General features: G+C 64.1%; 17 protein-coding genes. 13 read left to right on the top strand and 4 right to left on the bottom strand.

Going from position 1 to position 17,312, the window contains the following annotated elements; all coding sequences use genetic code 11:
- Positions 1-187: 187 nt before the first annotated feature.
- Positions 188-1,132 carry a Ppx/GppA phosphatase family protein gene (locus tag AB0O81_RS04730; protein ID WP_363581735.1) on the bottom strand — a complete coding sequence of 315 codons (945 nt, stop codon included), beginning with the start codon at positions 1,130-1,132 and terminating at the stop codon, positions 188-190.
- Positions 1,133-1,172: 40 nt separating this feature from the next.
- On the opposite strand from AB0O81_RS04730, the gene coaA reads away from it, so the two are divergent.
- The 5 genes from coaA to tsaE all read left to right on the top strand — a co-directional run bounded on the left by coaA (position 1,173) and on the right by tsaE (position 6,171).
- On the top strand, positions 1,173-2,126 hold the full coding sequence (gene coaA / locus AB0O81_RS04725) for a type I pantothenate kinase (RefSeq protein WP_363581733.1): 954 nt from the start codon (positions 1,173-1,175) through the stop codon (positions 2,124-2,126).
- A 53-nt stretch (positions 2,127-2,179) separates the two neighbouring features.
- Entirely contained in the window at positions 2,180-4,033 is a 1,854-nt protein-coding gene (glmS, locus tag AB0O81_RS04720; protein ID WP_363581731.1) for a glutamine--fructose-6-phosphate transaminase (isomerizing), read from the top strand.
- A 113-nt stretch (positions 4,034-4,146) separates the two neighbouring features.
- Positions 4,147-4,512: a holo-ACP synthase gene (locus AB0O81_RS04715; protein WP_363581729.1), complete on the top strand. Its 366-nt coding sequence runs from the start codon at positions 4,147-4,149 to the stop codon at positions 4,510-4,512.
- A complete protein-coding gene (gene alr / locus AB0O81_RS04710; protein WP_363581727.1) occupies positions 4,509-5,633 on the top strand; it encodes an alanine racemase in 1,125 nt (374 codons plus the stop codon). Before AB0O81_RS04715 ends, alr begins: the two co-directional genes overlap by 4 nt.
- Positions 5,634-5,667: 34 nt before the next feature.
- Positions 5,668-6,171: a tRNA (adenosine(37)-N6)-threonylcarbamoyltransferase complex ATPase subunit type 1 TsaE gene (gene tsaE / locus AB0O81_RS04705; protein ID WP_363581725.1), complete on the top strand. Its 504-nt coding sequence runs from the start codon at positions 5,668-5,670 to the stop codon at positions 6,169-6,171.
- A gap of 183 nt (positions 6,172-6,354) precedes the next feature.
- Here the strand turns inward: tsaE and AB0O81_RS04700 are convergent, their stop codons facing one another.
- Entirely contained in the window at positions 6,355-7,326 is a 972-nt protein-coding gene (locus AB0O81_RS04700; protein WP_363581723.1) for an alpha/beta hydrolase, read from the bottom strand.
- A gap of 65 nt (positions 7,327-7,391) precedes the next feature.
- Between AB0O81_RS04700 and tsaB the strand changes: the two genes are divergently transcribed.
- From tsaB to AB0O81_RS04680, 4 genes are read left to right on the top strand one after another with little or no spacing between them, the layout of a single operon-like run.
- On the top strand, positions 7,392-8,072 hold the full coding sequence (gene tsaB, locus AB0O81_RS04695) for a tRNA (adenosine(37)-N6)-threonylcarbamoyltransferase complex dimerization subunit type 1 TsaB (protein WP_363581721.1): 681 nt from the start codon (positions 7,392-7,394) through the stop codon (positions 8,070-8,072).
- Positions 8,069-8,560, top strand: a complete 492-nt coding sequence (gene rimI / locus AB0O81_RS04690; protein WP_363581719.1) for a ribosomal protein S18-alanine N-acetyltransferase — start codon at positions 8,069-8,071, stop codon at positions 8,558-8,560. Before tsaB ends, rimI begins: the two co-directional genes overlap by 4 nt.
- Entirely contained in the window at positions 8,557-9,621 is a 1,065-nt protein-coding gene (tsaD, locus tag AB0O81_RS04685; protein ID WP_363581717.1) for a tRNA (adenosine(37)-N6)-threonylcarbamoyltransferase complex transferase subunit TsaD, read from the top strand. The genes rimI and tsaD overlap by 4 nt, the downstream gene beginning before the upstream one ends.
- Positions 9,618-10,148: a hypothetical protein gene (locus tag AB0O81_RS04680; protein ID WP_363581715.1), complete on the top strand. Its 531-nt coding sequence runs from the start codon at positions 9,618-9,620 to the stop codon at positions 10,146-10,148. The genes tsaD and AB0O81_RS04680 overlap by 4 nt, the downstream gene beginning before the upstream one ends.
- A 9-nt stretch (positions 10,149-10,157) precedes the next feature.
- Here AB0O81_RS04680 and AB0O81_RS04675 read toward each other — a convergent pair whose 3' ends face one another.
- Positions 10,158-11,354, bottom strand: coding sequence for a class I SAM-dependent methyltransferase (locus tag AB0O81_RS04675; protein ID WP_363581713.1), 1,197 nt, complete (start codon positions 11,352-11,354; stop codon positions 10,158-10,160).
- Positions 11,355-11,564: 210 nt separating this feature from the next.
- On the opposite strand from AB0O81_RS04675, the gene AB0O81_RS04670 reads away from it, so the two are divergent.
- From AB0O81_RS04670 to AB0O81_RS04655, 4 genes are all read left to right on the top strand, one after another.
- A complete protein-coding gene (locus AB0O81_RS04670; RefSeq protein WP_363581711.1) occupies positions 11,565-12,935 on the top strand; it encodes a hypothetical protein in 1,371 nt (456 codons plus the stop codon).
- A gap of 114 nt (positions 12,936-13,049) precedes the next feature.
- Positions 13,050-13,319 (top strand): hypothetical protein, encoded by a 270-nt coding sequence (locus AB0O81_RS04665; RefSeq protein ID WP_363581709.1) that lies wholly within the window; start codon positions 13,050-13,052, stop codon positions 13,317-13,319.
- A gap of 62 nt (positions 13,320-13,381) precedes the next feature.
- Positions 13,382-15,280 (top strand): dynamin family protein, encoded by a 1,899-nt coding sequence (locus tag AB0O81_RS04660; RefSeq protein WP_363581707.1) that lies wholly within the window; start codon positions 13,382-13,384, stop codon positions 15,278-15,280.
- Positions 15,277-16,785: a dynamin family protein gene (locus tag AB0O81_RS04655; RefSeq protein WP_363581705.1), complete on the top strand. Its 1,509-nt coding sequence runs from the start codon at positions 15,277-15,279 to the stop codon at positions 16,783-16,785. Before AB0O81_RS04660 ends, AB0O81_RS04655 begins: the two co-directional genes overlap by 4 nt.
- Here the strand turns inward: AB0O81_RS04655 and AB0O81_RS04650 are convergent.
- The gene (locus AB0O81_RS04650) at positions 16,726-17,310 is read right to left on the bottom strand and encodes a hypothetical protein (RefSeq protein ID WP_363581703.1); all 585 of its coding nucleotides are present in this window, start codon (positions 17,308-17,310) and stop codon (positions 16,726-16,728) included. The genes AB0O81_RS04655 and AB0O81_RS04650 overlap by 60 nt on opposite strands.
- Positions 17,311-17,312 lie beyond the last annotated feature (2 nt).

The following is a 17,312-nucleotide window of genomic DNA, read 5'->3' as shown; positions in this document are numbered from 1 at the left end:
CGGGTTCGAGCTTCTCAGGTTGGGGCTTCATCGCCCTGATGCTGTCGATCGCTCTGATGTTCATCGGTGGATGGATGCTGCTGCTCCGCCGCCGCCAGACCGCCTAGCGGTTAGGCCGAGAGGCCACAACGCGAAACCGGGCCCGTGCAATTAACGCGCGGGCCCGGTTTTCTGCGGGCGGGCGGGGTTACGCGCCTACGGCGTTCCACGAGAGCGACTCGATGTAGCGCAGCAGCACTCCCTCGCGCAGCGCCCACGGGCACACTTCAAGCTCGTCGATGTCCATCGCTTTCATGGCCTGGTGCACCACGACGGCGGCTGCGACGATCTGGAACGTGCGGTCGGCCGTGATGCCCGGCAGTTCTTGTCGTGCCTCGGCGGGAATGCGCGCGAGGCGGGGAATCCATGCCTTGAGCGCCTGGCGTGGCAACACCATGCGGTCGATGCCCGACCAACCGGGCATCGGATAACCGGCGAGCTTCGCCAACGAGCGGATTGCCTTGCTCGTGCCGACCACGTGATCGGGCCGGGGGAGTGATGCGAAGCGCTCGGCCACCGGAGCAAGAGTAGATGCCGCATGCTGCCGTAGCGCGTCGATCTGATCGTCGTGTGGGGGATCGTTCGGCAGAAACTGCACCGTGGTGCGCCCGGCGCCCAGTGGCACCGATTCGGCCAGGTCAGGAAGCTCATCGCCGCCGCCGGCAAGCTCAAGCGATCCGCCGCCGATGTCGAACAGCAGTATCTGTCCGGCAGACCACCCGAACCAGCGGCGCACCGCCAAGAAGGTGTAGCGTGCCTCGGTCTCGCCGCCGAGCACTTGTAGCTGCTGGCCGAGCGCCTCTTCAATACGCTCGATCACCGCGGCGCCGTTCGTTGCGTCACGCACCGCCGAAGTGGCCGTGGCGAGAAGCTCGTCGACCTTCTCGACACCCGCCGTTTCACGCGCCTGGCTGACCGCGGCAACGAGTGCCTGAACGCCTTCTTCGCTGATCGAGCCGTCAGGTTCGAGGTAGCGCATCAGTCGCAACACGGTGCGCTGGCTGGTGGTCGCCAACGGGCGCCCTCCGGGCCGCACATCGGCGACGAGCAGGTGGACGGTATTCGAACCAATATCGAGAACTCCCAAGCGCACGGCTTCAGGCTAGCGCGTAGCGAGTTATACGATGAGCGGGATGTCCATTGACGCAGCATCCACCACTTCTGCCGCGCACTCTCTCTATCGCGAGATCGACCGCGGTGAGTGGGCGCGCCTGGCCGGCGGGCTTTCGCAGCCCCTCGCCGAAACCGAGGTCGTGCAGATTCGAGGAATCGGCGACCGGCTCGACATGGCCGAGGTCAGCGAGGTGTACCTGCCGCTTTCGCGCTTGCTGTCACTCTATGCCGAGACGACCAAGCGGCTCGGGGCCGAAACCAGCGCGTTTCTGAGCGAGCCTGATTCGACGACGCCCTTCGTCGTCGGGGTGGCCGGATCGGTCGCCGTGGGAAAATCGACGATCGCTCGACTGCTGCGCGAACTGATGAGTCGGTGGCCGGGAACCCCCCGCGTCGAACTCGTCACCACCGATGGTTTCTTGTACCCGAACGCCGAGCTTGAGCGCCGCGGAATCATGGACCGCAAGGGCTTTCCCGAGTCATACGACCGCCGCGCTCTGGTGGAGTTTCTCACCCGCGTGAAGAGCGGCGACCCCGAGGTGCACGCACCCTTCTATTCGCATATGCGCTACGACATCGTGCCCGAAGCGCGCGTCACAATGCGTCGCCCCGACGTGGTGATCGTCGAGGGGCTGAACGTGCTGCAGCCGCCGCCGTCTCCGAACGAGGTGGCAGTCAGCGATCTGTTCGACTTTTCGATCTATGTGGATGCTGACACCGACAACGTCGCTGGCTGGTTTGCCGACCGCTTCTTGGCGTTGCGCCGCGGCGCATTCAGCAACCCGAACTCGTTCTTCAACGTCTTCGCCGAACTCAGCGACGATGAGGCGCTCGAGATGGCCATGGGGTTCTGGAACGACATCAACCTGCCGAACCTGGTCGAGAACGTCGCACCCACCAAGCACCGCGCCACGCTGGTATTGAAGAAGGGGCGGAACCACGCCGTCGAGAGGGTGTTGCTGCGTAAGGTCTAGCAACATCCATTCGTTCAGACTCCTCGCATACCCGCACGCCTACCATTAGATGCATGTGTGGAATCGTCGGATACGTGGGCCCGCGTCAGAGCCAGCCCATTCTTATCGCGGGACTATCGCGACTTGAGTACCGCGGATATGACTCCGCTGGAGTAGCGGTCATCGACGGCGAAGGTGACTTGGGCATGCGCAAGCGCTCGGGCAAGCTCGCCGTGCTTCGTGATGACCTCGCCGCCCACCCACTGGCCGACGGTACGACCGGCATCGGCCACACTCGCTGGGCGACGCACGGCAGCCCCACCGACCAGAACGCGCACCCGCACCTTGCCGACGACGACAACCTCGCGGTCATCCACAACGGCATCATCGAGAACTTCGCTGAGATCAAGGCAGAGCTCGTGTCGGAGGGCTACACCTTTCGCAGCGAGACCGACACCGAAGCGGCCGCGGTGCTGCTGGGCCGCGAGTATCGCAACAGTGGCGGCGACCTGGTCGCGGCGTTCCGCGCGGTGGCCGCGCGCCTCGAGGGTGCCTTCACCCTGCTCGCGATGCACAAGAGCCAGCCGGGCCTCGTTGTTGGTGCTCGCCGCAACTCGCCCCTGGTGATCGGCCTCGGCGAGGGCGAGAACTTCTTGGCCTCTGATGTTGCTGCCTTCGTCGAGCACACGCGCAACGCGCTGGCGATCGGGCAAGACCAGATCGTCGCGATCACCCCGACGAGCGTCTCGGTCACTGACTTTGACGGAAACCCGGTCGAGGTCGAACCGTTTGAAGTGCTGTGGGACGCGGGCGCCGCCGACAAGGGCGGCTGGTCATCGTTCATGGCCAAAGAGGTGTCAGAAGAGCCCGAGGCTGTCGCCAACACGCTGCGCGGTCGTTCGCACGATGGTGTGGTCACGATCCCCGAGCTCGAAGGCCTTGACGATCTGTTCGCCGGCATCAACCGCGTGATCATCGTCGCCTGCGGCACCGCCTCGTACGCCGGCATGACAGCGAAGTATGCATTCGAACAGTGGACGCGCATTCCGGTCGACGTCGAGCTCGCGCACGAGTTCCGCTACCGCGACCCCGTAATCGGACCCAACACGCTCGTCGTTTCGATCAGCCAGTCGGGCGAGACGATGGACACCCTCATGGCGGTCAAGTTCGCCCGCGATGGCGGCGCGAAGACCGTGTCGATCTGCAACACCCAGGGCGCCACGATTCCGCGCGAGTCTGATGCGATCGTCTATACCCACGCGGGCCCCGAAGTTGCTGTCGCATCGACCAAGGCGTTCGTCGCTCAGATCACGGCGCTGTATCTGCTGGCGCTTCACGTGTCGCAGGTGCGCGGCTCGCAGTCGAAGCTCGCGATTGCCGATGCGCTGCGCGAACTCGAAGCGATTCCGGCGAAGATCTCGCAGATTCTCGAACGCGAGCAGGCGCACATCGAGCAGTTCGCCGGGTGGATGGCTGACACTCGCTCGGTGCTCTTTCTCGGGCGCCACGTCGGCTACCCGATCGCCCTCGAGGGTGCGCTGAAGCTGAAAGAGATCTCGTACATTCACGCCGAAGGCTTTGCCGCCGGCGAGCTCAAGCACGGGCCTATCGCGCTCATCGAGCCCGGCCAGCCGGTGTTCGTCATTGTGCCGTCGCCGCGCGAGTCGGCCGAGATGCATAAGAAGGTCGTCTCGAGCATTCAAGAGATTCGTGCGCGCGGTGCGCGCGTGATCGTGGTTGCCGAAGAAGGCGACGCCGCGGTGCTTCCCTACGCCGACGAGGTGCTGCGCATTCCGCTCGCGGGCCCGCTGTATGAGCCGCTGCTCGCCGTCGTGCCGCTGCACATCTTCGCGATGGGCCTCGCGACGGCCAAGGGGCTCGACGTTGACCAGCCGCGCAACCTCGCGAAGTCTGTCACCGTCGAGTAGCGGCTCCCGCAACTACGCGATGCGGCCCAGCGCGGGTGACTGCGAGGGCCGCCGCGCGGCAGGCGCCGCGATAGTCTGGCTCGTGCCGCTCCCGCGGCGCGAGAGGAGCACAGGTGATCGTCGGAATCGGCGTCGACCTCGTCGACATCGCGCGCTTCGAGCAGACAATCGAGCGCACCCCACGCCTGCTCGAACGGCTCTTCTCGCCGGCGGAACGCGTGCTCAAGCACCGCTCGCTCGCCGGTCGCTACGCGGCAAAGGAAGCGCTCATCAAGGCGCTCGGCGGCTCAGATGGCGTTTACTGGAGCGAAATCGAAGTGACCCCAGAAGAATCGGGGCGCCCGTGGTTCACGCTCAGCGGCTCGACCGCTGACGTGGTGCTCGAGCGGGGGATCAGCAGCATCCACTTGTCGATGTCTCATGACGGCGGTTTTGCGACCGCTTACGTAATTGCCGAGAGTGCGGAGAGCGTTGCATGAACCGACTTCCTGCTGGCGTGATGCGCGAAGCGATCATCGACGTCGACGCGATCGAAGACAACGTGCGGCATCTGCGCCGTCTCACCGAATCTGAACTGATCGCCGTCGTCAAAGCTGACGGTTACGGCCACGGCGCCGTTCGTGCGGCCGTCGCCGCACTCGCCGGAGGCGCCTCTCGACTGGGTGTTGCCGACATCGCCGAAGCGCTCGCGCTGCGCCGTGCGGGCATCGACGCGCCGATCATGGCGTGGCTGCATGCTCCGGGAACCTCGTTCGTCGAAGCAGCGTCGGTCAACATCGAGATCGGCGTCTCGAGCTTCGAGCAGTTGCTGCAGGCCGCTGAGGCGTCAACCGCAGGGCGAGCAGTGTCAGTGCACCTGAAACTCGACACCGGCCTTTCGCGCAACGGCATCGCACCCGAGGAGTACCGGGTGGTGTTCGCCGAAGCCGCGCGGCTGCAACGCCTCGGGCGCCTGAATGTCGTCGGGCTGTTCAGCCACCTCTCAAACGCCTCGCCCCACGAAGACCGAGCCCAGCTCGCTCGATTCCACGAGGGCGTGGCTGCCGCCGCGCTCGTCGGCGTCAACCCCCACCTGCTCCACATCGCCGCAACCGCAGCGGCCATCGACCTGCCCGAAGCGCGACTCGGTTGCGTGCGCGTGGGCGTGGGCATCTACGGGCTTTCTCCGTTCTCCGCTCGCAGCTCGGCTGACCTCGGGCTTCGGCCCGCCATGACGCTGCGCGCGGCCGTGGCGGCAACGCGCAGCGTCTCGGCGGGCGCGGGAGTCTCATACGGCTTCGACTACCGCACGGCCGCAGACACCACCCTCGCACTCGTAGCGCTCGGCTATGCCGACGGCGTGCCACGCCAGGCCTCGGGCGCTGGCCCTGTCACGATCGGCGGCAAGCGGTTCACCGTAGCGGGGCGTATCGCCATGGACCAGTTCATCGTCGACGTGGGCGAACACCCCGTTGCGGTGGGCGACGAAGTCACGCTGTTCGGCGACCCGACACTGGGCGCACCGGCGGCTGATGACTGGGCGAACGCGGCGTCAACGATCAACTACGACATCGTCACCCGCATCGGTCCCCGCGTCGTGCGCAAGCAGGTGTCGACGTGAGGCTCAGCATCCACTCTTTGAAAAGGGCATGACAATGGCCGGACTTGACCCGATTGTGGGTACACGCGAGATTGTCTCGCCGGGCGACATGGAAGCACTGGGCGAAGAGATCGGGCGGATGCTGCGCCCGGGCGAACTCGTGGTGCTCACCGGCCCCCTCGGCGCCGGCAAGACCACGCTGACCCGCGGCATTGGTGCCGGTCTCGGAGTGCGCGGGCCCGTGCAGTCGCCGACATTCGTGATTGCACGCACGCATCCCTCGCTCGTCGGCGGAGCACCCCTCGTGCACGTCGACGCATATCGACTGGGATCAGCTGCTGAAATGGACGATCTCGACATCGACTTTGATAAGTCAGTGGTGATCGTCGAGTGGGGGAGAGGCATGATCGACGGCCTGCGCGACGAGTGGTGGGAGATCGAGCTCGACCGCGAATGGCACGGGCGTGGTGTCGACACCGCATGCGGCACGTACTCTCGCGCGACCGAAGCGCTCGATGCTGACAGCCCGCGAATCGCCACGATCAGCCGGCGCCCCTAGCGCAGAACAGCCGTAAAACTCGGCGTGCCCCTCAGACTGGGGAGCTGAGGGGCACGCGGTCCCCGCGCAAGAAAGAGCGGGGCACAATGACATCGTCGCATGGGGGTTGACGAGTCACTTCGGTTAATCGTAGCGAGACAAACGGCGGCTGTCTGTCCCCCATTCTGGGGACAAATCTGATTTTTATTGACTGTTTTGACGACTCATCGCGTCAAGTACGGCATCGGGGCGTTCGATATTCGCGAAATGCCCCGCATCGGGCACCCGCACCTCGTGAAAGTCGTCGATCAACTCGGTCAGCTGTGCAGCATCTCGTTCGCCGGCGAACACGTCGCGCGAACCGCGCACTGATCGCACCGGGCAGGCGATTCCCGTCCACGTGCGCACCTCATATTCGCCAGCGATCCGAGCGGCGTGAGCGAATGACGCGGGTCGCACTTCATCGGCGAACGCGGCAACTGCTGAGTCGTCGACCTCGGAGGCGAATAGCGGAGCTGTGAACGCCCGCATCAGGCCAACGCGCGCAACGCCTCGCGCGAGGGCGCGACCAGCAGCATCCCACGTGCTGAGCAGACGCATCACGGCCAGCATTCCTGCAAAGCCCGGCAACGCAAGTCCGCCGCGAAGGGGGTGCCGGATCGCGTCGATCACGCCGATTCCGCTGGCTGAGATGAGCGTCACCCCGAGGGTCTGTTCACGGAAACGCGAAGCGATGTCGAGAGCGATGAGGCCGCCGAGCGAGTGGCCGACGAGCGAAAACTGCGAGTACCCCAGGGCGCCGACAACCTCGACGATCGCAGCAGACAAACTCTCGACGTCGTCGATGCCGCGTGCGTCACCGCTCTCACCCCACCCGGGCAGATCGATGAGTATCACGTTGGACAAGGGGCTCTCACCAAGATCAGATGCTGCGAGGAGCGGCGTCCAGGTGGTCCACGAACCTGCCGCACCATGCAGATATACGGTGGGCACAGTGCCGGCTGAGCGGGATGATCTTTCGTCTGCCTCGCGCCCGGTGCGCACCACGATGTTGCCCACGCGTGTCGGCACGATTAAACGGCGCAGACCCAGCACGGCACCATCGGTGTGCAGGGGATTCGGCGTTGATGACCGAAGGTGCGTTGCGCGACGGCCGCGCGTAGTTGAGGTGCTCACACGTGTTATTCGGCGCCGACGGCAGATCGGATCGAGTTTCTCGCGAGCGCCAGTAACCTGGAGGGGTGATTCTGGCTATCGACACCTCTCTCGGCACAGCCGTCGCGGTCGTCGAGCCCGATGGCGTTGTCACCGCTCATGCCGCTAGCGCGGACTCGCGCGGGCACGCCGAGGTCATCGGCATGCTCATCGAGTCGGTGCTGCGAGAGGCCGCCGCGAGCCCCGCGGATTTTTCGTATGTTGCGGCGGGCATGGGACCGGGGCCGTTCACCGGACTGCGGGTCGGCATCGCGGCCGCGCGCACCTTCGCCTTGGGGCGAGGTATTCCGGTGGTCGCGGTGCCGAGTCACGATGCGGTCGCGCTTGAACTGCTGCTGCACGATGCCCTTACCGGTGGTTTCGAAGAGACTGCCGACGAAGCCTTTGCGGTAGTCACTGACGCACGCCGACGCGAGTTTGCGTACACGGTCTATCGCGGACTCGACGACGATGGACTTCCGATCCGCCTCGCCGAGCCGGCGCTCGCACCCCGGGATGACCTTGACGGCATTCTCGCCGCGCAGGGGATCATTCGGCGTGATGTCGAATCGATTCCGGCCGGATTGCTCGGCCTTGCAGCATCCCGAGCATTGGCGGCGGGCCGCGAGCTCGCCTCAACTGACGCGCTCTACTTGCGCTCGCCCGATGTGACGCTGCCACACGGGCCGAAGAAGGTCACTCCGGCTCATGAAGTGCGTCGTTCATGACGCTGCGCACCGCAACGGTCGACGACCTCGATGCGATTATGGCGCTCGAACGCGCATCGTTTCCCTCTGACGCGTGGTCTGAGGCGATGATGGCTGAAGAGCTCACATCACCACACGGGTGGTACCTCGTTGATGAGGAACAGGGCAAGGTCATCGCCTACGCGGGGCTCAGGGCAGCGAAAGGGGCGAAGGACGCTGATGTGCAAACGATCACTGTCGCAGAGTCAGAGCGTGGTCGAGGCCTCGGCAGAGTGATTTTGCTCGCGCTGCTTGACGAAGCAACCCGCCGCGGCGCACACGATGTGTTTCTCGAGGTGCGCGCTGATAATCCCATTGCGCAGGCACTGTACGGTTCAGAGGGGTTCGTCGAACTCGGCCGCCGCCCCCGCTATTACCAGCCCGACGATGTCGACGCCGTCGTCATGAAACTCGATCTCCGCGCCCGGCGCGGCGAGGGCGTCACCAGCGATGCGGGAGCGCGCGCATGAACCGCACCGAACCACTCGTCCTTGGCATCGAGACGAGCTGTGACGAGACCGGCATTGGCATCGTGCGTGGGCGCACGTTGCTGAGCAACACCATCGCCAGCTCAATGGACGAGCACGCCCGCTATGGCGGCGTCGTTCCCGAAGTCGCCGCGCGCGCTCACCTTGAAGCCCTGCAACCCTCGATCGAAGCCGCGCTTGCAGAGGCAGATGTTGCGCTCGCCGATATTGACGCGGTCGCTGTGACTTCGGGCCCAGGGCTCGCCGGTGCGCTGATGGTTGGCGTCGGTGCGGCCAAAGCGCTGGCCGTCTCGCTCGAGAAGCCGCTCTATGCGGTCAACCACCTCGTCGGGCATATCGCTGCCGACATTCTCGATGCGGATGCTGAACCCCTCGAATACCCCACGGTCGCCCTGTTGGTTTCTGGCGGCCACACCTCGTTGCTGCTCGTGCGTGATCTGACCAGCGATGTCGAGATGCTCGGCGAGACCATGGACGACGCCGCCGGCGAAGCGTTCGACAAGGTCGCCCGATTGCTGGGACTGCCGTACCCCGGTGGCCCGCAGATCGATCGAGTGGCGCTCGAGGGTGACCCGAAGGCAATCCCGTTTCCTCGCGGGCTCTCTCGTGCATCCGACATGGCGGCCCATCGCTACGACTTCTCGTTCTCAGGGCTCAAAACCGCGGTCGCTCGCTGGGTCGAGCAACACCAAGCTGCTGGCGAAGACGTGCCGGTCGCCGACGTTGCCGCCTCGTTCCGCGAAGCAGTTGTTGACGTGCTCGTGACGAAAGCGATCAACGCCTGTCGTGACTATGAGGTGCCGCGACTGCTGCTCGGCGGAGGAGTCATTGCGAACAAACGGCTGCGCGATGTCGCTCTTGAGCGTGGCGACGCAGCGGGCGTCACCGTGCGCATTCCACCCCTTTCGCTCTGCACTGACAACGGCGCGATGATCGCTGCGCTCGCCGCTGAGCTCATCATGTCGGGCCGTGAGCCCTCCACACTCGCCTTCGGCGCCGACTCCACGTTGCCCGTCACCGAGATTCAGGTCGCCCCGTCATGAGCGATAGCGATCGGCGTGAGCCACCGCCGCCAGGTTCATCGGCGGGGGATGCTGCGCCCGCTGACGCCGCGGGGTCGCACGCGATCTCAGCGCACATCGAGGCGCCGTCGCCTGACGTCGCGGAAGCGAATGTGGCATCGGACATGCCCGGAGCGCACCGCGGTGGGTTTTCCCGGCTGCCTACTGCCCCGACCGCGGTGCAGTCGCAGACTGCGCCGGCTGAGCCGGGCACCGAAACGAATCCGGTGCCGTTCGCGCAGTGGGTGATGCCCCCTCCGGCCCAGCCCTATCGCGGCTTGGCAGCCTGGGCACTGGCTTTCTCCATCTTCGGCCTGATCGTGTCGATGTTCGTCGGCTGGGGGTTTCCGATTGGGGTCGTGGGCATCGTGTTGGCGATTATGGCGCTGTTCCGCCCGTTCGAGCCCCGCGCGGTCGCGATCTGGGCGCTGGTATTGGGGATCTGGTCAGTGCTCTACAGCATCGGATGGCTGATCTTCGCGGCCTACGTTGCCAACCTCTGGGGCTGATTCCCGCGGTTAGGCGGCGGCGACCCGATCGGCGAGAATCGCGAGGCGCTTGGTGCCGAGACGAGCGAGGATCAGCGTCGCTGAGGCATCGCCGCGCAACGTCAGGGTGCGACGAAATGCGGCCGGGTCGACGTCGACACCCCGTTTCTTGATTTCGAGAGTGCCGATGTTGTGCGCGCGCAACACCGCATTGATCGGCTTCGCCTTGATCGGCAGAACCTCGCGCACGCGAAACGACTGCACGAACGGACTCGTCAGAGCGACGTCTGAGGTGAGGTAGGCGATGTGCTCGTCGAGCATTCCGGCATCGAGCGAACGCGCTACGTTGCCGATCAGACGCGCGCGGATCACCGCGCCGTCGGGCTCGTGCACAAATGCGCCGAGTTCGCGCACCGGTTCGTCTTCAGCATCCGCTCCGCTTGTCATCTCGTGTGCTGAGTCGCCTCGCATCACCAGTGCCGAGCGGCGCACCCCGTTGCGAGCGAGAGAGCGCGACCACAGCACCAGTTCGAGGGTGGAACCGTCGGCGCTCACCCACTGCGCTTCGACGTCGGCGGGGATCAAGCCGCGATCAAGTCCCGGGCCGAGCTTCACGCCGACCGGCAGGCGCGTCGCGAGGTCAAACACCCAGTCGAGCGACGGCGACCAGTCTTCGGGGCGGGTGCGCGAGGTTTCGCTGTGACCGGCGGTGCGGCGGGCGGGGTCGAGCCAGGCAGCATCCACTTCATCGAGTGCACAGGACTCAGCGGAGCCGCTGCGCACGGTGACCGCATCGCCAAACGGGGCGAGGTTGTACGCGGCGATCGCGGCCGTGATCTCGTCCATATCGACCGCATCGACGCGCAGGCCAAGAGCTGCCAGGCCGAGCGCATCGCCGCCGATTCCGCACCCGAGGTCGGCCACCCTCGTCAACCCCGAATCGCGAAACCGCGCCGCATGGTGGCCAGCAATTGCCAGACGCGTGGCTTGTTCAAGGCCCGCCCGGGTGAACAGCATGTGCGAAGCGAACTCGCCGAACTTCGCTTGAGCTTTCACTCTCAGGTGTGCTTGCGACACGACAGCCGAGACCAGATCGGGGGCGTGGCCTGCCTTGCGCAACAGCGACACCGCACGAAGCGCCTCCTCAGACGATGAAACCTCGCCCACCTCATCGAGCAGCCGCAAGCCCTCGGGGGTGAGCAGGGCGGTCAGCTCGGCGATTTCCATCGGTCCAGCCTACGGCGCGCGTGCTCGCCTGCCGTGCTGAACCCGGCTGCCATTCCCAGCGCCAACCCCGGGGTACCTCACCGAATCCCCTAGTGATCGGGGCAAGGGTGGGGGGAGTTTCCCCGATGCCGGTCAATGCGGCACAGCCATAACGTGAGTCTCGATACCGGCAATAGGGCCATAGGCCCACTCACAGATAGGGATCAGACCATGGCCAACGACAACACTCTCACCGTCGACGATTCGTTCAACGACGACAACTCGATCGACGTTGAGACCGAAATCGACACCGACGTCGACATCGAAGACTCGCTCAACGACAACTCGAACAACCTCGACATCGAAGACTCGGGCAACACCGACAACTCGAATGAGGCTGACGACTCGTTCAACACCGACAACTCCAACGAGGCTGACGACTCCTTCAACACCGAAACCGAGGTGGATGACTCGTTCAACTCTGAAGTTGAGACCGAGGTTGATGACTCCTTCAACACCGACAACTCGAATGAAGCTGACGACTCGTTCAACACCGACAACTCCAACGAGGCTGAAGACTCCTTCAACGACAACTCGACGGACGTCGACCTCGAGGTTGAGATCGAAGACTCACTCAACGACAACTCAAACAACTCGATGAACGTGGGAATCGCTGACTCGGGCAACGACAACTCCGTCAACACCGACAACTCCAACGAAGCCGAAGACTCCTTCAACACCGACAACTCCAACGAAGCTGAAGACTCTTTCAACGACAACTCTGAAGTCGAGACTGAGATCGACGACTCGTACAACTCCGAGGTCGAAGACTCCCACAACGACAACTCCACCGACGTGGACCTTGACGTTGACGTCGATGACTCGTTCAACGACGACCACTCGGTAAACACCGACCTCGAAGTCGATGTCGACATTGACGGCTCGTTCAACACGCAAACGCTGAACGACCACTCGATCAGCACCGGCATGCGGCAGTACCAGACGGGCTTCCGCGACCTCAACATCAGCGGCGCAGCCGGTGGCGGCGCAGCTGGCGTGATGGGCGCCAGCGGCATGGGGGCATCGTTCGTCGACAACCGCACCACGATCACCGACCAGTCGGTGAACCAGAACATCTGGAGCGGTGGCGGCGACGTCGGCCAGACGATCAGCAACAGCGCAGTCGTGGCCTCGGGCGACGAATCGATGGCTGCCGGCGACGACATTCGCATCGACAACTCGATGAACATGCGCATTGACGACTCGTTCAACCCGGTGCAGGTCGAGATGAACGATGCGTTCAACAACGACACGCGCTTCGAGGTTGACGTCGATCTCGATGACTCGTTCAACACCGACAACTCGAACAACCTCGATGCGCGGTTTGACGAGTCCTTCAACACCGACAACTCGGCGGAGTGGGACACCGAAATCGATGTCGATGACTCGTTCAACACCGACACATCGACCGAGATCGAGGACTCCTTCCAGCAAGACAACTCGACGGAATTCGAAACCGATGTTGACGTGGACGACTCGTTCAACGACTACGAGAACAACGGACTGATCGACAGCGAAGTAGAAGTCGAACTCGACTTCTGATGTTCACACGAGTGCACCCGATCGCAGCAGCGGTCGGGTGCACTCGCACCCCCTTATGCGGCGGGCCACACAGCCGTAAACTGACCAGCACATCGCAAGGAAGCGAATAGGACGATGGCACACACACCAGATCGGGACGCGGCGGACACGCCCACACCGATCGATGCTGCGAGCGGCAACTCGTTCGGTCAGTACGTGGATGCCTCGTTCGACGAGATCGCAGACGGCTATCGCCTGATGACCTCGTTCGCCGAAGAGATTGAAAACGTCACAGCATCTGACTGGGACCTCGATGCCGATGAACTCTGGGGGGGCGTCGAGGACCCGGCAGATTTCGGTCCCGACCCCGCGCCCGGCGGTTCAGCCTTCGACTTTGATATGTAGCTCGGTTTTTCTGATGCAACAGGGGCACGGCTGCCGTGTCGGGCGAGGGAGCTGAAGTTTTTTTGACACACGCAACGAGCAACACCGCACCATCCGCTGGAGCGCTCACCCGCCCGGCGGATGCTTCTGCGCCAGGCACCGGCGTCGCTCTGGTCGACCAGGTGGCCCGTGTTCGCCAGCTCGCCGAACAGTCGGGTCGCAACGATCTCGCAAAGCGGCTCGTGCACACCAGGGCTCGGTTGCTCGATCCGCATATTCGCGTGATCGTTGTCGGTGAATTCAAACAAGGCAAGAGCAAACTGGTCAACGCGCTCGTGAATGCGCCGGCGTGCCCGGTTGACGATGACATCGCCACCACAGTGCCCACCACCGTGGGCTATGCGTCTGAACCTTCGGCGACAGTGCTGGTGCAGGCCGAGGGTGAGAGCGTAGGAAACGAGACGCACCGCGAACCCATCTCACTCGACGAACTAGCCGAGCACATCACTGGCCAAGCGAGTGATGAGAGTCATCGACGCATTGTGTCTGCCGAAGTGCTGCTGCCCCGCGAACTGCTGCGCAGCGGACTGCGCCTCGTCGATTCACCGGGTGTTGGCGGGCTCGACTCGGCCAACGCAATAGCCACGCTCTCAGCGCTGTCGACCGCTCACGCGGTGATTCTCGTCTCCGACGCATCTCAGGAATACACCGAGCCCGAGATGCAGTTTCTGCGTCACGCGATGCGCGTCTCGCCGAACGTTGCCGCGGTGCTTGCCAAGACAGACCTCTACCCCGAGTGGCGCCAGATAGAGCGCATCGATCGCGGCCATCTGAAAGAGATCGGCGATGTGCCGATGTTTGCCGTCTCGAGTGACCTGCGTCTGCTCGCCGCTGAAGAGCGCGACCGCGAACTCAACGAAGAATCGGGTTTTCCCGCGCTGGTCACGCACCTGCGCAGCGAGATTCTCGAGCGTGCCGAGGTCATTCACGAACGCAGTGCCGTGCACGATCTCATCTCGGTGCTCGACCAACTCACGATCGCATTGCGCTCAGAATTGTCAGCGCTCGCCGACCCCTCTGACACGCCTCGGCTCATCGCACAGCTCGAAGAAGCAAAGAGCCGCGCCGACGAGTTCCGCGGGCGCTCCGCGCGTTGGCAACTCACTCTGACCGACGGAATCACTGACCTCATTGCCGATATGGAACATGACCTGCGCGATCGGCTGCGCAAGGTGCAGCGCGAGGCAGAAGCATCCATCGACGAGAGTGACCCCGGCCCGATCTGGGACCAGACCACAGAGTGGCTCAACCAGCGCATCTCAGCCGCCGTCTCAGAGACCTTTGTGTGGACCGATGAACGCGCACGCTGGCTTTCTGAACAGGTTGCTGAGATGTTCCTCGAGGGTGAGCAGAGCATTCCCGCGATCGATGTCGCTGACGCAAGTGGCGTGCTCGACCCGGTCGATGCGATCGGCAATCTGGATGCTGGACAGATGGGCGCGGCAGAAAAGATCTTCATCGGGGTTCGCGGCTCGTACGGTGGTGTGCTGATGGTCGGGCTCGCCACCGGGCTTGTCGGGCTGCCACTGATCAACCCGCTCTCACTGCTTGCCGGCGTGCTGGTAGGGCGACGCGCCTATCGCGAAGACATGAGTTCGAGGTTGCTGCGGCGCCAGCACGAAGCCAAGAACCTGGTTCGGCGCCACGTTGACGAAGTCATCTTTCAAGCAGGAAAGCAGCTCAAAGACCGGTTGCGGCTGGTGCAGCGCGCCGCGCGTGATCACTTCGGGCCGATGGCCGATGAGCTGCACAGATCATTCGGCGAGGCCGTCGCGGCAGCGAAACGCTCAGCCGGCGCCGACACTGCTCAGCGTGAACAGCGGATGACTCAACTGCGCACACAGCTTGGGCAATTGCAGAGCGTTCGGGCGCAGATTCCTGGCCTCGCTCCTGCCCGGGTGCCGGAGGCGGTCACTTCATGAGGGAGCCCGCGCTCGACGATGCCCGTCGCGTGTCGCGGCGAGCGCTCGACCTTTACGCCGACGACCCGCTCGTCGTGGAAGCGCTCACGTCATATGATCAGCGCTTGCAAGGGCCGTTGCGCGTCGCCCTCGCGGGCATTGTCAAAGCGGGCAAGTCGACATTGCTCAACGCGTTGCTCGGCGAGTCGATCGCCGCCACCGACGCGGGGGAGTGCACGCGAGTGGTGACCTGGTATCGCCGCGCCGAAACACCGACGATCACCCTGCATCCACACGTCGGACCGCCACGCCGATTGCCGTTTCGCCGGGAGGACGGGCGAGTGGTGTTGAGCCTTGACGGAATGAGCGCCGACGACGTCGCGTGGATCGATGTCGGCTGGCCGTCAGAGAGCCTGCGCTCACTCGTGGTGATCGACACCCCGGGAATCGCCTCACTGTCGGCCGAGGTCTCAGAGCGCTCGACGAGCTTTCTGACGAAGAACACCACCGCGTCAGCGGCAGACGCGGTGATCTATCTCATGCGGCACCTGCACGAATCTGACCGCAAGTTTCTCGAAGCCTTCAGAGACACCGCCGTCGGTGAGTCGTTGACCGTTAACGCGGTGGCGGTGCTTTCTCGCACGGATGAGATCGGGTCAGCACGAATCGACTCGTTGCTCTCAGCGGCACAGGTTGCCGAGCGATATGGCCGAGACGGCGACCTGCACTCATTGGTGTTGGATGTGCTGCCCGTCGCGGGCCTCTTGGCTGAGGCGGCACGAACGCTGCGCGAGAAGGAGTTTCGTGCGCTCGTGCAGATCTCCGACATGGAGCGACGCAAGCGTGAGCGCCTGTTGATGTCGGCGGATCGTTTCGTGCGCCCCAACGACTCCACAACGCTCAGCCCGAGTGAGCGCAAAGAGCTGCTCTCGCGCTTTGGTCTGTTCGGGGTAAGGCTGTCTTCTGCGCTGATTCGAGGCGGTGCGCGCACCTCAACGGAACTCGCTGATCAGCTGGTGCAGCAGAGCGGTCTGAACGCCCTGCAGACATTCATCCGCACGCAGTTTCGGGCCCGAGCAGCCACCCTCAAGGTGCATGGAGTTCTTCCCGGTCTCGAGAGCATCATTCGAGAGAACCCACGTGAAGGCAGCGCTGAGCTGCTCGTCGAGATCGAGCGCATCATCGTGACGACTCACTCATTGCGTGAGCTGTCGGCACTCTCACGCACGCGGGCCGGGGGCTATCGGCTGCCCGAAGCAGATCTGGCCGAAGCCGAGCGTATCGTCGGCGGCCGCGGCGCTGAAGTTGCTGATCGCTTGGGCATCACGGGGGTGCCGAGCGACAGTTCGCCAGCTGACATCGATGCGCTGTTGGTCAAATGGCATGGCATCGCTGAGTCACCGCTCACCGAACGTGCTGCCGTTGAGCTGTGCCGCACGGTGATTCGAAGCCTCGAGCAGATCGCGTCAGTCGAGCGAGCCAGGTCCGTCGGCTCCCAGGCGAACCACATCGCGCTTCCGCGCTGACCACCGCATCGCGCCGGGCAGAATGCTGAAGAACAGGGCGAGCAGCACGAGAGCGCACTGCGCGACGACGAGATAGCGCAGCGGCTGCGCTTGCTCACCGGTGATGACCAGTTCGATGCCGAGCGAGAAGGTGGCAACCTGTACGCAAAACGTCAGCAGCTGCCACCACCGCACGTTGGGCTTTCGGGCCATGAACGAGACCAACAGGGTGATCTGAACCAGAATCACCGCCACCATGAGGGCGAACATCGACCAGTAGATGATGTCGGCTGCGGCGGTGTACGTGCGAGCGTCACGATCCGCCTCCACGGTGCGCGCCAGATCCGCGATCAGCGGAAGCTGTGTCTCGCGAATGATGAACGAGTACACCACCGCCGACCCGCCGATGATGAAGCTCAGAATCCAGAACAGCTGGCTCACCCGCACCGAGAACGGCGGCGTGAGCTTCGCAAGGATCGGCGGAGCGTTCTCGCTTTCAAGCGAGGGACGCGCGGGAGGCTCAGGTCGAGACATGATCTCAGTCACGG

The sequence above is a fragment of the Microbacterium sp. NPDC076911 genome (genome assembly GCF_040687125.1).
In the GTDB taxonomy this organism is placed as follows: Bacteria; Actinomycetota; Actinomycetes; order Actinomycetales; family Microbacteriaceae; genus Microbacterium.
Note: the sequence above shows the minus strand (reverse complement) of the source record. Positions and strands in the feature narration are given on the sequence as shown.